Origin of the sequence: Paenibacillus provencensis, assembly GCF_042678545.1 — a bacterium.
Taxonomy (GTDB): Bacteria; Bacillota; Bacilli; order Paenibacillales; family Paenibacillaceae; genus Paenibacillus; species Paenibacillus provencensis.
Genome location: NZ_JBHTKX010000001.1, coordinates 3025084 through 3043672, shown reverse-complemented (window position 1 = coordinate 3043672; position 18589 = coordinate 3025084). Strand labels below are relative to the sequence as shown.

Below are 18589 nucleotides of genomic sequence, written 5' to 3'. Positions count from 1 at the left end.
ATGACTAGTATGCAATTATCTCTTCACTTTTTCAGCTCAATTCTGGCTGCATATCCAGCTTCAATTTCAGCTACAGATCGCAATTCCACTTGTTGCACCAATTTCACGTTATTATTTTAATGCACATTTGTAAGCGCTTCAACAACAGAAGGGGGTTAAGATCCGGATTAGAACGAAATGGGTAAAAAATAGCTCATTTTAGAAATGTAAGCGATTTTATGGACTTGTCTATACGGATAGGAGTGAAATAAGCTATGGAACCGAAGACTGTAAACCCAGCCTTGCCGGAGATGAACATTGCGAGGAAGAGTAAACGGAGAACCATCCTCTATCTCCTGCGCAAAGACTGGCAGCTCTATTCCCTATTAATCTTGCCGATTCTGTACTTGCTCATATTCAAATATGGGCCAATGATCGGTAATGTCATCGCTTTTAGAAGATTTGTGCCTGGGGGCAGCATCTTTGGAGAGCAGTGGGTTGGACTCCATTACTTCCGAATGTTTACCGAGGACCCGACCTTCTGGAGAGTATTCAGCAATACGCTCATCCTGGGCGGACTTACAATGCTGTTGACCTTCCCAATGCCGATCGTGTTCGCACTTCTGCTCAATGAGGTCAAGAACAAGAAGTTTAAGAAGTTTGTTCAAACGGCTTCGTACTTACCGCACTTTTTATCCATTGTCATTGTAGCAGGGATGATCTTACAGCTGACGGCTTTGAATGGTTCGATCAACTCACTGATCCAATTTTTCGGTGGAGACCCGATCAACTTTATGCAGCAGGCCGATTGGTTCCGCACCATTTATGTCACATCTGAAATATGGCAGGGGATGGGCTGGGGTGCAATTCTGTATCTTGCTGCGCTAACGACCATTGATGATTCCCTCTATGAGGCAGCCCGAATTGATGGCGCCAACAGATGGAAACAGACGCTGCATGTAACGATTCCCGGAATATTACCTACCATCGTTACCGTATTGATTCTGAACATGGGCAGCTTCCTGGCTGTCGGCTTTGAGAAGATTCTACTCCTGTACAATCCGCTGATTTACGAGACATCCGACGTGATCTCGACTTATCTGTATCGCGTAGGTCTTGGATCCAGTAACTTCAGCTACGCGACAGCGATCGGATTATTCGAATCCATCATCGGACTTGTTCTTGTATTATCCGTCAATGCAATCTCACGCAAGGTGACGGAAAGAAGCTTATGGTAAGGAGGCAGCCACATGAAGGAATCTGTATCGTATAAGGTCTTTAAGATTTTTAACGCATCGGCTCTTATATTCATCGTGTTTATTACCCTATATCCTTTTCTCAACGTTGTTGCTCAATCTTTTAGTAGTGAAGCCTATATCAATTCTGGTCAGGTCAATCTGATTCCAAGAGGATTCAATATTGAAACCTATAAGAAAGTTGCAAGCGATTCCATGTTCTGGACCAACTATAAGAACACCATTATATATGCTGTCGTCGGAACTCTGATATCGATGTTCTTGACTACGATCTTTGCTTATGCCTTATCCAGAAAACGGCTGATGGGACGCAAATTTCTGACGGTGTTCGCTGTGTTCACCATGTTCTTTAACGGCGGTTTGATTCCGAACTATGTACTGATCAACACACTCGGAATGGCGAACTCCATGTGGGCGATTGTTCTGCCAGGAGCGATTAGCATCTACAACATGCTTATTATGAAATCCTTCTTTGAGAATATGCCGGAGGAGCTGGAGGAAGCGGCCTCGATCGATGGACTGAACACATACGGGATATTGCTTCGCATTGTACTTCCGTTAAGTAAAGCTGTACTTGCTACCATGATCCTCTTCTATGCGGTAGCGCATTGGAACTCTTGGTTCCCTGCCTTTATCTATCTGGATAAGAAAGAGCTGTTCCCTGTCACCATCTATCTGCGGAACATGATCGCTGCGGCGACAGGCGGTGCAGCAGTCGGTGCAACTTCTGCGGATAATCTGACTCAGATATCAGCAAATATTAAATCGGTGACCATGGTTCTTACCATTTTGCCTATACTGACGATTTACCCTTTCGTTCAAAAGTACTTTGTTTCTGGTGTCATGCTCGGATCTGTCAAAGGGTAAGAATCGTTATTTCTCGGTCACAATCACTTAGGGAACCACAAATTGCGGGATTACAAATCTTAGGGGGAGTATAAGATGAAGAAAAAATGGAGTAAAGTAGTGCTCACCGGATTGCTGAGCTTGTCTCTGGCTGCATGCAGCAACGGCCTTGGCACTCAGGAAGCGGAAGTTCAGAACAAAGGTGCAATGGAGTCTTATGCAGTAGGCGATACCTTTAAGGCAACCGAACCATTTAACCTATCGATTATGTACAACGACAATCCGGCTTACCCGATCAAGCAAGATTGGATGCTATTTAAGAAAATTACGGAAATCACAGGGGTGACCCTTGAGCCTACCATTGTACCGATGAGTGATTACAGTCAGAAGCGTTCACTCCTCATTAGTTCAGGCGATGCACCGCTCATTATTCCTAAGACCTATCCTGGAGAAGAAGCTCCGTTCGTCTCTTCTGGCGCAGCACTTCCTGTAAGCGATTACGTCGATTTGATGCCGAACTATAAGGATAAAGTTGAGAAATGGGGTCTTGAAGACGAGCTTGAGGGACTCAAGCAGGAAGATGGGAAATATTATGTACTTCCTGGTCTCCATGAAGAAGTATGGCCAGACTATACACTTATTGTGAGAACCGACATTTTTGAGAAGCATAATATCGCCATTCCGACAACCTGGGAGGAGCTGTATACAGCACTTAAGCAGCTGAAGGAGGAGTACCCGGACTCCATTCCATTCTCTGACCGCTTCAAATTCAACAGCACGTTGAATATTGCTGCGACCGGATTTGGTACAAAAGGCGGCTGGGGCTTCGGCAACGGACTTACCTATAAGGAAGATCAGGATGAATTCGTATATACAGCAACTACACCAGAGTATAAAGAAATGCTGGAGTACTTCAACAAGCTGGTAGAGGAAGGCCTTCTGGACAAAGAAAGCTTCACTCAGGATGATGAACAGGCGATTCAAAAGTTCGTATCCGGCAAATCTTTTGTAATCAACGGCAACTCTCAAACGGTTGTTATGCATCGTAACGATATGGATAAGACACTCGGTAAAGATAACTATTCAATCTCCAAGATTACCGTGCCGGGCGGTCCAGCAGGGCAGCTCATGTCCGGTTCAAGACTTGAGAATGGTGTTATGATCTCTTCCAAAGCGAAAGAAAGCGAGAACTTTGAAGCCATCATTCAGTTCATTGACTGGCTGTACTATAGTGACGAAGGTCAGGAATTTGCGAAGTGGGGCGTAGAGGGCGAGACTTTCACTAAGGAAAATGGTGTTCGTAAGCTTGTAGACGATATTAATTATAATGGTCTGAACCCGGATGGAACTAAAGATCTGCGTATTGATTACGGGTTCTCCGGCGGTGTATTTGCTTACGGAGGTACGACGGATCTGCTCCATTCCATGTTCAGTGAAGAAGAGCTTAAATTCCAGAACGATATGAAGGAAGTCAAGGATGTTGTTCCTACAGAACCGCCAATTCCATATTCCGTTGAAGAGCGCGAAAGAGTTACGCTGCTCAGCACTCCGCTTAAGGATTACACAGATCAAAATACGTTCAAATTCATTCTTGGAGAGCGTGATCTAGCTGAATTCGATACATTCGTCTCGGAGCTGGAGAGCCAAGGCGTGTCTCAATATCTAGAAATTGCGAATGAGACATACAAGGAATATAAAGCACAGGCTGGTGAATAAAAGTTCTGGTGAGTAAAAGTTGATGTTATAGCAGGAGGCTGCCGTTTCGCCTACGAAAAGGCAGCCTCCTGTATTGTGGATGAGAAAACAGCAAATCAAGGTACTGGAGAGTGAGAATGTTGGATATCACGGTACAGGATGTAATTAGCAGCTTGGAGAAGCCTGCCTCAGCGCTTGAATCCACAGTAGATAAGATTGTATGCGGCCGTTCAGATGAGCTCGTCCAGGGTATTGCAGTTTCCTTCTCCGCATCTTATGAAGCATTAGAAAGAGCGGCAGAGCTTGGGGCCAACCTGTTTATTACCCATGAAGGCCTGTTCTACAGTCATCACGATGGAGCACATGACATGCTGAAGGCAGATCCGGTATACCAAGCGAAGCAGGCGCTTATTAAGGCGAGGCATCTTACCGTTTATCGATTTCATGATTATCCGCACCGATATAATCCTGATGAAATTACTGATGGGCTGATTGAAGCGATTGGATATGCTGGATATGTTGTCCGGCACCTGTCTTCAGCATCCATTATTCATCTACCAGCAGGTCAAACGGTACGGCAAATTACAGAACATATAAAGTCGAAGCTTCAGCTCTCGTATGTCAGAGTTATTGGAAATATGGAGATGATGTGCGAACGCATAGGCATCGCTGTAGGATACAGAGGTGGAGGTCCGCACCTGATTCCCATGTACGAGAATGAACAATTGCAGCTCATTATTGCAGGTGAGGGTCCGGAATGGGAGACCCCCGAATATATACGGGATGCATTAGCCCTAGGAGGCAGCAAGTCACTTATCCTCACAGGCCATGCGGCCAGTGAGGAGCCGGGTATGAAGCGAATTGCAGACAGAATCAGTCAACGATTCCCGAATGTGCCGGTTCACTTTATTCCAGCTGTCCCCATCTTTCAGGTGGTATAACAAGGACGGAACCAAATAGCTTCGAAGAAAGAGGTAACAGTATGTCGACTGAGCAGAAGATCAAAGGTTCAACCAGAGCCTACTCCTATGATTTATTGAAGGATCGCATTCTTCGTCTTGAGCTTCCGCCAGGGACGAAGATCTCTGAGAAGGAAATTGCGGATGAGCTGAACGTAAGCAGAACCCCAGTACGCGAGGCATTTATGAAGCTTGCCGAAGAGGAACTGCTCGATATTATTCCCCAGAGCGGAACCCTTGTCTCCCGTATTCATCTGGCTCATGTGGAGGAAGGCAGATTCATTCGGGAGAAGCTGGAGAAGGAAATCGTCGAGCTGTGCTGTGAGCACTTTCCCGATGAGTTTAAATTCAAGCTGGAGACGAATATTGCGATGCAGGATGTATGCGCAGATAAGAAGAACTATCAAAAGCTGTTTGAACTCGATGAAGAATTTCACCAAATCCTGTTTCATGGCACGGGGAAGCAGAGAACCTGGAGGATGCTCCAGCAGCTAAACATTCATTTTAATCGTTTGAGACTGCTACGGTTGCTGTCGGATTCCAACTGGGGGAACATTATTTCACAGCACAAGCAGATCTATCGCCTGATTGTGAACAAGGAGACCGAGCAGGCCAGAAAGATGATGGAGAATCATCTGCGTCTGGTCGTTGTTGATCAGGATATATTGCGTGAGAAATACCCGCATTATTTTGTGTGAGGAATGTTCTAGGCTTGGCATAAATTAGAGCAAGATAAGGGAGAGGAGTTTCACGTCATGGCACAGATCACACAGCTTCCACACTCTGCTGCAGACCGCGGCTGGCTAAGATACGAGAGGAAGGCATCCTGGCAGGGTACTTTTGAAATGTCGAAAATTGTAAGTATGGATCGTTCACAAATTACAGAGTCAGCCATTCGGGAATTGCAATATGGTATTTCGGAAATGTTCGGTGTATTGCCTGAAGTGCTGAATTTAAGGGATACCATAACTACAGGCTGTATTCGTCTAGCTGTCTCTGATGAAGATTTGCCACAAGAGCTTGGTGCAGCTTCATGGGCGCAAGAGCTGAATGAAGAAGGATATGTCCTTAAGTCTTTTTCGGATAACAATGCTGCAGTAAACTCTCTTTATGTTGTGGGAAAGACCGATAAAGGATTGCTGTATGGAACATTCCACTTGCTTCGCCTGCTTCAGATGGGAGAGGATCTAAGGGAGATTCACATCATGGAGAATCCGAAGAACCAGCTGAGAATGATGAACCATTGGGACAATATGGACGGTTCCATTGAACGAGGTTATGCAGGTAAATCCATCTTCTTCAAGGACAATCAATTTGTTAATGATGATGCACGAATTCGTGATTATGCCCGGCTGATGGCATCTATTGGAATCAATGGAATTTCGATTAACAATGTGAACGTACATGAGGTGGAGACAAGGCTGATCACACCGGAATATTTGCCGGATGTGGCGAAAGTGGCAGGGATCTTTAGAGCATACGGTATTAAGACGTTCCTTAGCGCCAATTATGCCAGCCCAATTCAGCTTGCAGGGATAGCTACGGCTGATCCGCTCGATGAGAAGGTTGCTGCTTGGTGGAAGGATAAAGCACAGGAAATATATAGCTACATACCTGATTTTGGGGGCTTTGTCGTCAAGGCTGATTCTGAGGGCCGTCCTGGACCGTTTACATATAACCGGACACATGCCGACGGTTCCAATATGCTGGCTGAGGCACTGGAACCCTTCGGAGGCATCGTTATCTGGAGATGTTTTGTCTACAACTGCCGCCAGGACTGGAGAGACCGCAAGACAGATCGGGCCCGCGCCGCATACGATCATTTCAAGCCGCTTGACGGACAGTTCAAGGATAATGTGATTCTTCAAATCAAGAACGGACCGATGGACTTTCAGGTTCGGGAAGGGGTGTCTCCGCTTCTCGGGGCGATGCCGCATACGAACCAGGTTCTGGAGTTCCAGATCACACAGGAGTACACCGGCCAGCAAAGACATCTATGCTACCTGATTCCACAGTGGAAGGAAATTCTTGATTTTGATACTTACGCGAATGGAGCGGGATCTGAGATCAAGAAGGTCGCTTCAGGTGAATTGTATCCTTATAAATACAGCGGAATTACGGCCGTAATTAATGTAGGTGATGATCATAACTGGACAGGTCACACCCTTGCGCAGGCAAATTTATATGGCTACGGCCGGTTGACCTGGAATCCGGATTTAGCTGAAGAGCAGATTACATCAGAATGGATTAAGCAAACCTTTGGCTCGAATTCTGCAGTGCTTGAGGCTGTAAGTTCGATGCTTCAGGATTCCTGGCCCATTTATGAGAGCTACACTTCACCGCTTGGCGTAGGCTGGATGGTCAATCCGGAGCATCATTATGGACCTAATGTGGATGGCTATGAATATTCGATGTGGGGAACATATCATTTTGCGGATTGCCATGGCATCGGTGTTAATCGGACAGTTAAGAATGGTACCGGATATACAGCGCAATATTTCCCGGAAAATGCTCAGATGTATGAATCGCTTGCGACTTGTCCGGATGAACTGCTGCTCTTCTTCCATCATGTGCCGTATACGCATGTGCTTCACTCCGGCAAAACGGTCATTCAGCACATTTATGACACTCACTTTGCAGGAGTGGAAGGTGTTGAAACGTTGATTGAGCGCTGGAGTAAGCTTGAGGGAGTGATAGATTCCGAGCGCTATCAGGGGGTAATGAAGCGTCTGGAAGGGCAGCTTGCTCATTCAAAGGAATGGAGAGACATCATCAATACTTACTTCTATCGTAAATCAGGAATTTCAGATGAGCTAGAACGTACAATTTATTAGGATTGCAGACGATTGCCATGTATGCGACGGATCAACAGGGAAATACGCTGGAGCTGGCTGTATTTATAACGGATCTTACCTGGAAGGATGAGACCCAGCTATCGTATAGTTTGAACAGCTTTTAATTGAAGCTGCTTACGGGAGACTGTACAGGTGTATTTGAAGAGGATTAAATGAACTGAAGTAAGTTAGAGTAGTGCCAGTGATACTGCATACCGCCATAAATTAAGCCCTTCCTGCTGGAAGGGCTCTTTTATTAAGATTGGGAGCTAATTGCTTGAAAATATAATATCTTGATATTACTGCACTTACTTCTGTAATAACTTGTACGCTGACTTCACCGTATGCTCAATAAGTGTCGCAATGGTAACCGGGCCCACACCGCCAGGTACAGGTGTGATGGCAGAGGAGTGAGGCATGCAGGCATCATAGTCGACATCACCGATGTTGCCTTTATTGTATCCTGCATCCACGACAACGGCGCCAGGCTTGATCCAATCTCCTTGTACAAAATTTGGTTTGCCTACGGCAGCGACAACAATATCTGCCTGTTTCACAATCTCTTCAATATTTACGGTTCTGGAGTGGCAGGTCGTCACGGTTGCATTCCGATTCAGCAGCATCGCGGATACCGGTTTGCCGAGAATCGGACTACGGCCGATCACCACGGCATGTTTTCCTTCCAGCGGAATGTTATAGAAGTCGAGAATGCGGATAATGGCCTGTGGTGTGCAGGATGGATAATCGGCTTCGCCAAATGCGTTCAATGCATAGCCAAGAGTGGTTACCCCATCCACATCCTTTTCGATGCTGATTGTGTCAAAGCAAGCTCTTTCATCGATGTGATGCGGAACCGGATGCTGCAGCAAAATTCCATGAACGGATGGGGCTTGGTTCAGCTTGTTGATCTCCTGAATCAGCTCCTCTGTCGTTGTCTCAGCAGGAAGCACGACCTTGATCGATTCGACCCCAATTCGTGCACAGGCGTTCCCTTTCATACGTACATAAGTTGCCGAAGAAGGATCATCCCCCACCAAAATGGTAGCCAGACAAGGCTGAATCCCCCTCTCTTTCAGTTCCTTCACCTTCGCTCCTGTTTCTTCTTTCATGTAATCTGCTACCGTTTGACCATTCAGAATCAGTGTGTTGTCACTCATGAATCACATCGCCCTTTCCAAAGTAAAAAGAGGCAAGGAAACCTAAGTTTCCTTACCTCTGCCCAGGCGTACGGCTATATCTAATCACATGCTCCCTCACGGTTCACCGTGTACGCCAGTTACATGCGACGATCTTAATTGTAGTGTATAGGTGAGACCTCATATGATGAATCGGTGGATTAATGGAAGCTCACCCCATGATGGTACTTCATTTTGTCGAATTGATCAATAGGGATGAATCAATTTCATAATACCTTTGGCTGCTTCAATCAAGAGTATATATAGTTTCAAATTCACCTTTTTTATGATTTATGAAATTGATTCGAATGCACAAGATTTGGAATGACGAGCTGTGATCCAGCTTCGGTATAATTCATATAGGACCTGACGACACGGTAAATAAGTGATGTCGGCTGAGTTTTAGACAATATATCGAACCCATCATATAGTTTTCACTAACAATAGATAGATATAGTTCCAAATTCTTCGGTTCAATAAGTTTCGAGAAGGACTTAATTAAACATTTTTATAAAACCTGCTATAAAAATAAACCATCGTTCGTCTTATGTATAGCTGCAGCTGAAAGGAGACGTAAAACATATGGGAGGACAGGAAATCGAGGTTTTCCGTACAGTGTTTGAAGAGCATTATCCCATTGTGCGACGAAAACTGATGGCTCTGATCCAGGATGAAGCCGCCGCGGAAGATCTTGCGCAAGAGGTATTTATTCGGCTGTATCGGAATCCACCAGATGATCCGGCTGCGATGGGTGCATGGCTTCACCGTGTACTGACGCGCATCGGATATGATTATATGAGTAGGCAAATAAGAGAACGGAAACTCAAGGAGAAGCAGGAGCAGTACTATGACAGCAGAGAGCAGTTCCTGTCCTCTGGAGAAGAGATTGTACTGAAGCGTATGGATCAGGAGGAAGTACGTGAATGGATGGACGAGCTGCCAGAGCGCGACAGACAACTGCTGATGCTGAAGTATTCAGGCTACAGCTATGCAGAGATTGCGGAAGAACTGAATGTAAGACCTCCCCTTGTCGGCTCGATGTTAAGCAGAGCTACAAGTAAGCTGAGGAGAAAGGTTCAGGGAAAGTCCGCACCACAGTCCTGAGGGTTATACCAATTAGCATAGTTAGGAGTTGAACCTGCATATGACATCAAAGCCGAACGGAGTAGACGAGAACAAGCAGCTTGAAGCTGCTTGGAACAAGCTTGCGTCAAGGCTTGAAAAAGAAGAAATGAGCCCCAAGTGGTCATCATGGTCTATGGAGCGTGGAATCGAGCCTAAGGCAGCACATTCATTTGAGGAAGATGTATTATACGGTGTATTAAATAATGAAATCAGGGGAGAGAGAATCGATATGACGAATCATCAGAATCAGGAACAGAAAACGTCTGTTGTGAAGAAGAAGCATACCATGAAGAAGCAAGTTAAGAAGTGGCTGAGTATAGCGACGGTAGCTGCTGTGGCGGGGGTAATGATTGCGACTCCGCTCGGAGACAAGGCACTTGCCGCCATACTTAATCAGTTCCGAATGGATGAAGTGACGGTGGTCAATGAAGGGGATGTTATGCAATTCTTCAACACTGTATCCGAAGGAAGCAGTTCATCGGAATTTATCAACAAGCATGGTTCGTTTACGAATGCATATGGACTTGAACTAAACAATGAAAAACTAAGCTTGAAAGAGATCGAAGAGATCACCGGGCTAACAGCATATCAGAATGACATTTTCAATGAAGAAGGTTATTACGCACTCAGCTCACAGACGATCACGATGAAATTGAACATTCATGAGGTCAACACGACGATGGCGCGGCTTGGTGCCAAGGAATTAATGCCTGAATCTCTTGATGGGAAGCCAATTACGCTCCATATTCCAGAGACGCTGCATCAATATTATCATGCTGATGTTGATGGAGAGAATCTGTATGCTTCTTTATCTCAACAGAAGCTTCCAACTGTAGAGGTTGATCCTTCTGTGCCGGTCGAAGAAGCAGTCCAGGCAGTGCTGGATTTCCCGCTGCTGCCGGATAATCTGAAGACAGCAATTAAATCAGACAATATCTTGTCCGGCAAGCTTCCAATGCCAGTGTTCACGGATGGAGATGCAGAGAAGGTGGAAGTGAAGGAAGTGCCGGTCGTTATTGTTGAACAAGATTATGTGTCTTCGACCGGGAAGCCCGTTTATACAGCTGCATGGACACAGGACGGCGTATTATTCAATCTGTCCGGGGATTCGTTGTTTGATTCAAAAGAAAAACTGCTCGCAGAGGTGGAGGAGATGATCACGGAATGACGGCCGCAATTCACACCGAAGGTCTAACCAAACAATTTAGTAACGGACGCGGCTGCCGTGACGTATCCATTACGGTTCAGGAAGGGGAAGCCTTTGGCTTCCTCGGCCCGAATGGAGCGGGCAAGAGCACCTTTGTCAAAATGCTCGTTGGGCTGACCTATCCAACAGGCGGCAGTGCATCGATCTTTGGACATCCGATTCACTCCGTTGAAGCGAAAGGACAAATTGGCTATTTGCCTGAGCTGTTTCGATATCAAGAGTGGCTGACCGGCGAAGAGGTCATGAAGCTTCATGCCAAGCTGTGCGGTGTTAAATCGTCCGATGCGAAGCGGCGCATTCCCGAACTGCTCGATGAAGTGGGGCTCGGCAACCGGGGCAAAGGCAAAGTAAAGGATTATTCCAAAGGGATGCAGCAGCGCCTTGGACTCGCAGCGGCACTGGTAAGCGATCCGAAGCTGGTCTTTCTGGACGAGCCTTCCTCCGCACTTGATCCGGTCGGACGCAAGGAGGTTCGCTCCATTTTACAAAGACTGAAGGCTCAAGGAAAGACGATATTCCTGAACTCCCACATGCTTGAGGATGTCGAAGCAGTGTGTGATCAGATCGCACTGCTCAACAACGGGGAAATTCTACGCGCCGGAGATGTAGGTTCTGTCCTTCAACAGCGTATAACCTATCGTTTTAAAGTGGGAGGCTATACGCCGGTAATTCTGACCTGGTTACAAGAAGAGACCGGGATCGCTATTCAGGTAGACAGTAAGAAGGCAATTTCATCTCCCACTACTCAAGAACAGCATTACACTTGGCTTACCGCTGAGCTCGAAAGCGAAGAGCAGGCAGGCTGGATCAATTCCCTCATTATGGAGCAGGGGATGACGCTATATGAAGTGACGAAGGTCACCGGCAAGCTGGAGGACTGGTTCCTTACCGCCGTTTCGGGACTTAGCCATCGGGGGGAACACGAATGATACTTATTATGAATATGACCTGGAAAGAGATGCTGCGCAAGCGTGTCATGATCCTTGCGAGCATTCTTTCTATTTTGTTTTTAATTGCTTACTGGTTTATTGGAGGAGCAATAGCTGACAATAATCGGAACAGTGGCTTTACAACGGGAAGCAATTTGATCACAGACTATGCAAGCGGCGTATTGATGATGATGATCGGCTTTTTCTTCGCCGGATTCGTTGTGGCATTGCTGGCCATCTTCAGCTCCTTCTCCTCCATAGCAGGTGAGGCCGAACAAGGGGTCATGCAAGCACTCCTGCCAAGACCGATCCCAAGGTGGAAATTTTATATCGGCAGATGGCTTGGTTATGTATCCTTGTTAATGTGTTATACGTTAGTACTCTATACCGCCATTATGATCATCACAGATATTCATGCGACAATTCCTCAGGAACCGATGGTTCATATCCAGGCTTTCTTATTGTATGCGCTGGTCATTGTACTGCTGATCTCCTTGACGATGCTTGGTTCCACAAGGTTCTCTTCACTTGGTAATGGCGTGTTTATGACGATGCTGTTTGGCGCCGGCTGGCTTGGAGGTATGCTTGATAAGATTCGAAGCATAGGGATTATTGATATCATGGATGCGGAGGTAGCCGTCAAGCTGTCCAATATCTCCGGACTGATGTCGATGCTGATGCCTGTCGATGCGCTGCAACGAAAAATGATGCATGGTTTGATTGGGATGGATGAGCTTGGCGGGCTTGTTGATATCAGCGGCATGGTAGCTGAGTTTTTTGTTGGTGATCCGCCTTCCGGCTCATTTGTCGTGTATGCTCTCATCTACACGGCCATCGTATTTGTATGGGGCATTCTGCGCTTCCAGCGAAAGGATTTGTAAATTGAGCTGTTCAGTTAAATAAGTGGTTCGAAAAAGACCATCGCGAAGAACGACGAAGCGGTAATCCTTCCCGTTGCAGGGAAGAAAATTATGGATTCGGATTCTTCCCGAGGGTCTTTTTTTGTCGATTAAAAAAGAGATTGCCTAAAATGGATGGTTTTGGTATGATAGTGTCCTTCTCTCGCATTTCACCTTGTCTGAAGTGGGCGTATGTTTCAGCGTCTCATCAAGCTTATCGGAGGTGTATCAAATTGCTCTTTTTCACCCTGGCTCGAAAAGCCTATGCAAGAAACCTGCAATACCGTGGTGCACATATGGTGCACAATATTGCCAGCGTCATGTTCGGCTACTTGTATGCCTACATCTGGATTGGCATTGGTCGTGACAATACGCTCGGCGAATACGGGACCTACGGGATGGTCAGTTACATTGCGTTTACACAAGCTTCCCTGTGGGTTACGACCTTCTTGACGAATGGACTTGGTATCCCTGAAACCGTACGGACAGGGCATATTGCCATGGATTTAATGCGGCCTGTCCACTTGTTCATGCATTTGATGAGCCGGGAATGGGGACAGGTGCTCTACCAGTTCATCTTCAAATCCATTCCGATCTACATCGTTTACCTCATTGCATTTCACCTGCAGCTCCCCGCCGATGCTATGACTTACATATGGACAGCGATTAGTCTGCTTGGGGCTGCCTACATGGGAATATGCATCAATTACATCATTGGTGCTACAGCCATGTGGACAACCGAATCATCCTGGCTGCAGTGGGCTCATCATGCGCTCGTGAATTTGCTTGCCGGGTTCTTCATTCCTATTGAATGGCTGCCGGAATGGCTGCAAACCGTCGCCTGGCTCTCCCCCTATCCTTATCTTCTGTATGTGCCTACCAGGATCTATCTGGGATACCCGGATGCTCATCTGCTTGCGGGTACCGTTATTTGGGGTGTGCTGCTCACATTGCAATGTTTCCTTGCGACCTATTTTCTGAGACGAAAAGTGGAGGTGCAGGGCGGATGAAGCAGAACAAGCTAAAAGCATACTTTGAACTCTACTCTCTTCTCATACGCACCAGCATCAAAAGCTCAATGCAGTACAAATTCAATTTCTTCCTAGGTGCCATGCTTGCCGCACTCATTCAAATTGCTGAATTTCTGATGATTGCCATCGTCCTGAACCGATTCGGAGCCATTCAAGGCTGGTCCATCTATGAAGTCGGCTATTTATTTGCCATCATGACCTTGTCCAAAACGGTGTACCGCTCACTTGCCAATGAAGTTCACCATCTGGAGAGATATCTGGTCAGTGGGGACATGGATCAGCTGCTCACAAGGCCGCTGCCCGTGTTGTTTACTCTATTGCCTCAGCGCTTCCGAATTATGCTTGGTGAATGGCTGCAGGGGGGCTTCGTGTTCGGCTGGTCGATCTACGGCATGATGAGCTCGGGGCAGATCGGATGGGTGGCCATCCCGCAGTCACTATTTGTCATCCTTACCGGAGCGGTCATCCTCTTCTCCATCGGTCTTGCCACGGCCACTCTCGGATTTTGGACGACACGGATCAGCGAGCTGCAGACATTCACCGAAGACGCGGCGGGAACGGCAGCAAGGTATCCCATATCGCTGTACCCGAACTGGCTTGCCGGACTGCTGCTGGTCGTTCTGCCTGTAGGACTGGTCAACTATGTGCCTGCACTTTACATTTTACGCGGTGAGGTTGGACCTTGGGTGCTTGGGGTTGTCTTAGGTGCGGCACTGGTGTGCTTGACGGTAAGCCTCAGGTTCTGGAGTTTTGGCATAACGAAATATCAGAGCACAGGTAGCTAAAGGAGGTATCGCTCATCATGATTGAAGTTCAGGAGCTACACAAACAATTTAAAATACCGATTGTACAAGAAGGCAGGTTCTCTGGCCTGCGTACATTCTTCTCCAGACAATACCATGTGAAAAAAGCAGTAACCAACATCAGCTTCACGATTGAGCCGGGTGAGTTTGTCGGTTATATCGGTCCGAACGGTGCCGGGAAATCGACAACCATCAAGATGCTGACCGGCATTCTTCATCCCAGTGCAGGTAAAGTAACGGTAAGCGGGATGAATCCGCATGAACAGCGCAGACAGGTCGTAAGGAGACTTGGTGTCGTATTCGGACAGCGCAGTCAGCTGTGGTGGGATCTGCCCGTCAGGGACAGCTATGATATTCTTGCCAAGATGTACCGTGTGGAGGATACCGATAAGAAGAGGCGTATCGATCAATTCTCCGAGCTTCTGGATCTGAAGGAATTCTGGGATACACCGGTCCGTAAGCTGTCGCTTGGACAGCGGATGCGGGCGGACCTTGGGGCAGCGATGCTGCATGAACCGGACATTTTGTTTCTGGATGAGCCGACAATCGGGCTTGATGTCAATGCCAAGCGGAATATTCGATCCTTCTTGAAGCTGCTTAACGAGGAACTCCGCAAAACAATTCTGCTGACAACCCATGATATGGACGATATTGAGCAGCTGTGCAGCCGGGTCATGGTGATTAATCATGGACAGCTTACCTATGATGGAACGGTTCAATCCTTGCGGGATAATATCGGTCTTCCTACCATTATTAAAGTCTCATACCGGGGAGGCTGTTCCATCCCTTCATCTGCAGCGGTGTATAGCCACCCGATGATGAAATTGTCACAGATGACCGAGAATACGATTACCGTTGAAGCCAATCGAAGCAAGATCACCACCATGGAAATTTTGAAGGAGCTTGGTGAATGGGGTGAGATCGAGGACGTCGAGATGCAGGAACCGGATTTTGAAGATGTGATTCATAAAGTATATTGATATATTGAAGTCTCATAACACGAAATTTCATATGAAATCAGAGGATCTCCCGCAGCAGCAAGTCAGGGAGATTCTCTTTTTTTACATACGCTAATGATATATTCAATGAGGTCTATAATGATGAACCAGGTTCGTATTTGTTGCGGCCGGGCAGTCGTTTCCTTTGGTTCCAAGCGTCAATGGCTTTCCTTTCGAGTCTTTCCCTTATTATTGGGGTCAGCAAAAAATCTCGTGTAAATTGCTTGTATTCGAACTGAGGAGCAATCATTGTTCAACATTTAGGACTTGCTTTTTTGTCACTTTTTTAGGACGATAACAGAGGAGAGCGGAATCCGCTTTCATCTGAAAATAGAAGCGCAGAATCAAGCATTAGTGCAGCAGGATAACAAGATTTCTAAAACGTTTTAGGAAAAACATGCGGATATAGGATGATGGCAGCGACTGCTCGCCTATTTCGGTATAAAAAATACAAGTAGGAGGAAAGCACATGTTCTTAACGTACAATCGTCCGGCCAAGGAATGGACGGAGGCTCTTCCCATCGGCAATGGCCGAATGGGTGCCATGGTATTTGGACGGATGGAGCTGGAGAGATTGCAGCTGAATGAAGACACTTTATGGTCTGGTCCACCGAAGGAATGGAATAATCCTGAATCTCTTGAAGTTTTGCCTGAGGTACGCCGTTTGCTGAAGGAAGGTAAGCATGCAGAAGCGGACCAGCTGAGCAAGAAAATGATGGGTGCCTATACCCAGTCTTATCTGCCCTTTGGCGATCTGAATATCAGCTTTGATCACGGGGATATCGGCTGGAATTACAAACGTACTCTGGAGCTGACTGAAGGCGTTGCTACAACTCAGTTCCAAATCGGGGAGACGGTGTATACCCGAGAAGTATTTGCCTCCTATCCAGATCAAATTATTGTTATGCGGCTTGAGTCGAGTGTTCCGGGAAGGCTGGGCTTTAAGGCAAGCTTCAGCAGTTTGCTTCGTCATGAGCACGCTTTCGATGGAAATCACGCTATTCTATCCGGATATGCACCAGAAGTGGTACACCCAAGCTATTACCCTGCGGACAATCCGATCCGATACGGTAACCCTGGAGAAACGGATGCGATGCGTTTTGAAGGACGTATTGCCGTAACCCATGAGGGCGGAACTTCCAAGGTCGATGCATCAGGTATTCGGATCGTGGGTGCAGATCGTGCTACGATTTACTTGAGCATGGCAACCAGCTTCAATGGTTATGACCGTTCGCCGGGTAAAGAAGGCAAGGATGAATCTGCCTGCGCGAAGAAGAATCTGGAGAATGCATTACAATATAATTATGCAGAGCTCCGTGCACGTCATGTAGAGGATTATCAAAGACTGTATCAACGGGTGGAGCTTGATCTTGGACCAGGACTCGCACCAGCAGATATACCGACAGATGAACGTATCGTGGAATATGGAGGCAAGGATCCTTATCTGGTGAATCTTCTCTTCCAATATGGACGTTACCTGATGATATCCAGCTCCAGACCGGGAACACAGCCTGCGAATCTACAAGGCATCTGGAACCACGAAACGAGAGCACCGTGGAGCAGCAATTATACACTGAATATCAATGCGGAAATGAACTATTGGCCAGCTGAGACAGCTAATCTGTCTGAATGTCATGAACCGTTAATCGATCTGATCAAACGTCTGTCCGTCAACGGCAAGAAGACGGCAGAGGTTCACTATGGAACCCGAGGCTGGACCGCTTCCCACAATACAGATCTATGGGGACATACAGCTCCTGTAGGAAACTTCGGGCATGGCGATCCAGTATGGGCACTGTGGCAGATGGGCGGGGTATGGCTCTGTCAGCACTTATATGAGCATTATGTGTTTACGAAGGATGAGGATTTCCTAAGAAATACAGCGTATCCGATCATGAAGGACGCTGCACTCTTCTGTCTTGATTGGCTCATTCCGGATGAGAACGGTATGCTTGTAACTGCACCATCTACCTCGCCGGAGCACCGATACAGAATCGACGGTGAGCTGTATGGGGTGACAACGGCAGCGACGATGGATCTTGCCCTCATGCATGATTTGTTCACTAATATTGCTGAAGTGACTGAAGTCTTGGGAGAAGATGCTGAATTTGGGCAAGAAGTGCTTGCAGCAAGAGATCAGCTTCCACCGCTTCAGATCGGCAAATATGGTCAGCTCCAGGAGTGGCTCCATGATTATGAGGATGAAGATGTTTACCATAGACATGTATCTCATCTATTTGGTGTATATCCTGGCCGCCAAATTACCGAAAGCCTTGCACCGGAGCTCCTTCAGGCCGCACGGGTATCACTGGAGAGACGCGGTGACGGTGGAACGGGCTGGAGCTTAGGCTGGAAAGTGGGGCTGTGGGCACGCTTCCAAGACGGGGATCGGGCGCATCGTCTCGTATCCAATCTGCTTCAGCTTGTTCGCGACGGCTCCGAAAGATACGAGAGCGGCGGGGTGTACCCGAACCTATTCGACGCACATCCACCGTTCCAGATCGATGGCAACTTTGCGGCAACCTCGGGCATCATTGAGCTGCTGCTTCAATCACATCAAGGATATATTGAACTGCTTCCTGCTCTTCCGCAGGCTTGGGAGAACGGGTCAATCCGCGGTCTTCGTGCAAGAGGTGGATATGAGGTCGATCTTGCATGGAAGAGCGGACAACTGTCTGCTGCTGAGATTCGTTCGGATTATGATGGCGTGTGTATGGTTCAGACGGGAGCCTCAGCCATTAAGGTGGCGAATAAAGCGGGTGAGGAAGTAAAGGCAGAGGTCAAGGAGAACGGAGTCTTGGTCTTCCCTGTACAAGCTGGAGGAGCCTATACCTTCAGCATTCAGGAGTAGGA

15 protein-coding genes, 1 pseudogene and 1 riboswitch are annotated in these 18589 nt (G+C 47.1%); of the genes and pseudogenes, 14 read left to right on the top strand and 2 right to left on the bottom strand.

What is annotated here, in order from left to right; genetic code table 11:
* The first annotated feature begins 254 nt into the window (after positions 1-254).
* The 6 genes from ACFQ3J_RS14715 to ACFQ3J_RS14690 all read left to right on the top strand — a co-directional run bounded on the left by ACFQ3J_RS14715 (position 255) and on the right by ACFQ3J_RS14690 (position 7569).
* Entirely contained in the window at positions 255-1217 is a 963-nt protein-coding gene (locus tag ACFQ3J_RS14715; protein WP_251582371.1) for an ABC transporter permease, read from the top strand.
* Positions 1218-1229: 12 nt separating this feature from the next.
* Complete coding sequence (locus tag ACFQ3J_RS14710) at positions 1230-2102, top strand: carbohydrate ABC transporter permease (RefSeq protein WP_091153407.1); 873 nt, start codon at positions 1230-1232, stop codon at positions 2100-2102.
* A 75-nt stretch (positions 2103-2177) separates the two neighbouring features.
* Entirely contained in the window at positions 2178-3797 is a 1620-nt protein-coding gene (locus ACFQ3J_RS14705) for an ABC transporter substrate-binding protein (RefSeq protein ID WP_251582370.1), read from the top strand.
* Positions 3798-3913: 116 nt separating this feature from the next.
* Positions 3914-4717, top strand: coding sequence for a Nif3-like dinuclear metal center hexameric protein (locus ACFQ3J_RS14700; protein ID WP_251582369.1), 804 nt, complete (start codon positions 3914-3916; stop codon positions 4715-4717).
* 41 nt (positions 4718-4758) lie between these two features.
* The gene (locus ACFQ3J_RS14695; protein WP_251582368.1) at positions 4759-5433 is read left to right on the top strand and encodes a GntR family transcriptional regulator; all 675 of its coding nucleotides are present in this window, start codon (positions 4759-4761) and stop codon (positions 5431-5433) included.
* Positions 5434-5490: 57 nt separating this feature from the next.
* Positions 5491-7569 carry an alpha-glucuronidase family glycosyl hydrolase gene (locus tag ACFQ3J_RS14690; RefSeq protein ID WP_379293088.1) on the top strand — a complete coding sequence of 693 codons (2079 nt, stop codon included), beginning with the start codon at positions 5491-5493 and terminating at the stop codon, positions 7567-7569.
* 308 nt (positions 7570-7877) lie between these two features.
* Here the strand turns inward: ACFQ3J_RS14690 and ACFQ3J_RS14685 are convergent, their stop codons facing one another.
* A complete protein-coding gene (locus ACFQ3J_RS14685; RefSeq protein ID WP_251582367.1) occupies positions 7878-8726 on the bottom strand; it encodes a bifunctional 5,10-methylenetetrahydrofolate dehydrogenase/5,10-methenyltetrahydrofolate cyclohydrolase in 849 nt (282 codons plus the stop codon).
* Positions 8727-8779: 53 nt separating this feature from the next.
* Positions 8780-8859, bottom strand: a riboswitch (ZMP/ZTP riboswitch).
* Positions 8860-9326: 467 nt separating this feature from the next.
* Between ACFQ3J_RS14685 and ACFQ3J_RS14680 the strand changes: the two genes are divergently transcribed.
* The 7 genes from ACFQ3J_RS14680 to ACFQ3J_RS14650 all read left to right on the top strand — a co-directional run bounded on the left by ACFQ3J_RS14680 (position 9327) and on the right by ACFQ3J_RS14650 (position 15718).
* Positions 9327-9848 (top strand): sigma-70 family RNA polymerase sigma factor, encoded by a 522-nt coding sequence (locus ACFQ3J_RS14680; RefSeq protein ID WP_251582366.1) that lies wholly within the window; start codon positions 9327-9329, stop codon positions 9846-9848.
* Between the two features lie 40 nt (positions 9849-9888).
* Positions 9889-11037 carry a hypothetical protein gene (locus ACFQ3J_RS14675; RefSeq protein ID WP_251582364.1) on the top strand — a complete coding sequence of 383 codons (1149 nt, stop codon included), beginning with the start codon at positions 9889-9891 and terminating at the stop codon, positions 11035-11037.
* Complete coding sequence (locus tag ACFQ3J_RS14670; RefSeq protein ID WP_251582363.1) at positions 11034-12005, top strand: ABC transporter ATP-binding protein; 972 nt, start codon at positions 11034-11036, stop codon at positions 12003-12005. Before ACFQ3J_RS14675 ends, ACFQ3J_RS14670 begins: the two co-directional genes overlap by 4 nt.
* Entirely contained in the window at positions 12002-12886 is an 885-nt protein-coding gene (locus ACFQ3J_RS14665) for an ABC transporter permease (protein WP_251582361.1), read from the top strand. Before ACFQ3J_RS14670 ends, ACFQ3J_RS14665 begins: the two co-directional genes overlap by 4 nt.
* 251 nt (positions 12887-13137) lie before the next feature.
* On the top strand, positions 13138-13914 hold the full coding sequence (locus tag ACFQ3J_RS14660) for an ABC transporter permease (RefSeq protein WP_091153433.1): 777 nt from the start codon (positions 13138-13140) through the stop codon (positions 13912-13914).
* Positions 13911-14720 carry an ABC transporter permease gene (locus tag ACFQ3J_RS14655; protein WP_091153435.1) on the top strand — a complete coding sequence of 270 codons (810 nt, stop codon included), beginning with the start codon at positions 13911-13913 and terminating at the stop codon, positions 14718-14720. Before ACFQ3J_RS14660 ends, ACFQ3J_RS14655 begins: the two co-directional genes overlap by 4 nt.
* A gap of 17 nt (positions 14721-14737) precedes the next feature.
* Entirely contained in the window at positions 14738-15718 is a 981-nt protein-coding gene (locus tag ACFQ3J_RS14650; RefSeq protein WP_091153437.1) for an ABC transporter ATP-binding protein, read from the top strand.
* Positions 15719-15830: 112 nt separating this feature from the next.
* On the opposite strand, the pseudogene ACFQ3J_RS14645 reads toward ACFQ3J_RS14650, so the two are convergent.
* Positions 15831-15989 (bottom strand): annotated as a pseudogene (locus ACFQ3J_RS14645) (DUF6434 domain-containing protein); the annotation flags it as partial.
* Positions 15990-16205: 216 nt separating this feature from the next.
* Here ACFQ3J_RS14645 and ACFQ3J_RS14640 point away from each other — a divergent pair.
* Complete coding sequence (locus ACFQ3J_RS14640) at positions 16206-18587, top strand: glycoside hydrolase family 95 protein (protein WP_251582359.1); 2382 nt, start codon at positions 16206-16208, stop codon at positions 18585-18587.
* Positions 18588-18589: the final 2 nt, after the last annotated feature.

What these genes read in the sequence shown, in the direction of transcription:
- ACFQ3J_RS14715 (WP_251582371.1), top strand. Translation starts at nt 255, where the DNA reads ATGGAACCGAAGACTGTAAACCCAGCCTTGCCGGAGATGAACATTGCG.
- ACFQ3J_RS14710 (WP_091153407.1), top strand. Translation starts at nt 1,230, where the DNA reads ATGAAGGAATCTGTATCGTATAAGGTCTTTAAGATTTTTAACGCATCG.
- ACFQ3J_RS14705 (WP_251582370.1), top strand. Translation starts at nt 2,178, where the DNA reads ATGAAGAAAAAATGGAGTAAAGTAGTGCTCACCGGATTGCTGAGCTTG.
- ACFQ3J_RS14700 (WP_251582369.1), top strand. Translation starts at nt 3,914, where the DNA reads ATGTTGGATATCACGGTACAGGATGTAATTAGCAGCTTGGAGAAGCCT.
- ACFQ3J_RS14695 (WP_251582368.1), top strand. Translation starts at nt 4,759, where the DNA reads ATGTCGACTGAGCAGAAGATCAAAGGTTCAACCAGAGCCTACTCCTAT.
- ACFQ3J_RS14690 (WP_379293088.1), top strand. Translation starts at nt 5,491, where the DNA reads ATGGCACAGATCACACAGCTTCCACACTCTGCTGCAGACCGCGGCTGG.
- ACFQ3J_RS14685 (WP_251582367.1), bottom strand. Translation starts at nt 8,726, where the DNA reads ATGAGTGACAACACACTGATTCTGAATGGTCAAACGGTAGCAGATTAC.
- ACFQ3J_RS14680 (WP_251582366.1), top strand. Translation starts at nt 9,327, where the DNA reads ATGGGAGGACAGGAAATCGAGGTTTTCCGTACAGTGTTTGAAGAGCAT.
- ACFQ3J_RS14675 (WP_251582364.1), top strand. Translation starts at nt 9,889, where the DNA reads ATGACATCAAAGCCGAACGGAGTAGACGAGAACAAGCAGCTTGAAGCT.
- ACFQ3J_RS14670 (WP_251582363.1), top strand. Translation starts at nt 11,034, where the DNA reads ATGACGGCCGCAATTCACACCGAAGGTCTAACCAAACAATTTAGTAAC.
- ACFQ3J_RS14665 (WP_251582361.1), top strand. Translation starts at nt 12,002, where the DNA reads ATGATACTTATTATGAATATGACCTGGAAAGAGATGCTGCGCAAGCGT.
- ACFQ3J_RS14655 (WP_091153435.1), top strand. Translation starts at nt 13,911, where the DNA reads ATGAAGCAGAACAAGCTAAAAGCATACTTTGAACTCTACTCTCTTCTC.
- ACFQ3J_RS14650 (WP_091153437.1), top strand. Translation starts at nt 14,738, where the DNA reads ATGATTGAAGTTCAGGAGCTACACAAACAATTTAAAATACCGATTGTA.
- ACFQ3J_RS14640 (WP_251582359.1), top strand. Translation starts at nt 16,206, where the DNA reads ATGTTCTTAACGTACAATCGTCCGGCCAAGGAATGGACGGAGGCTCTT.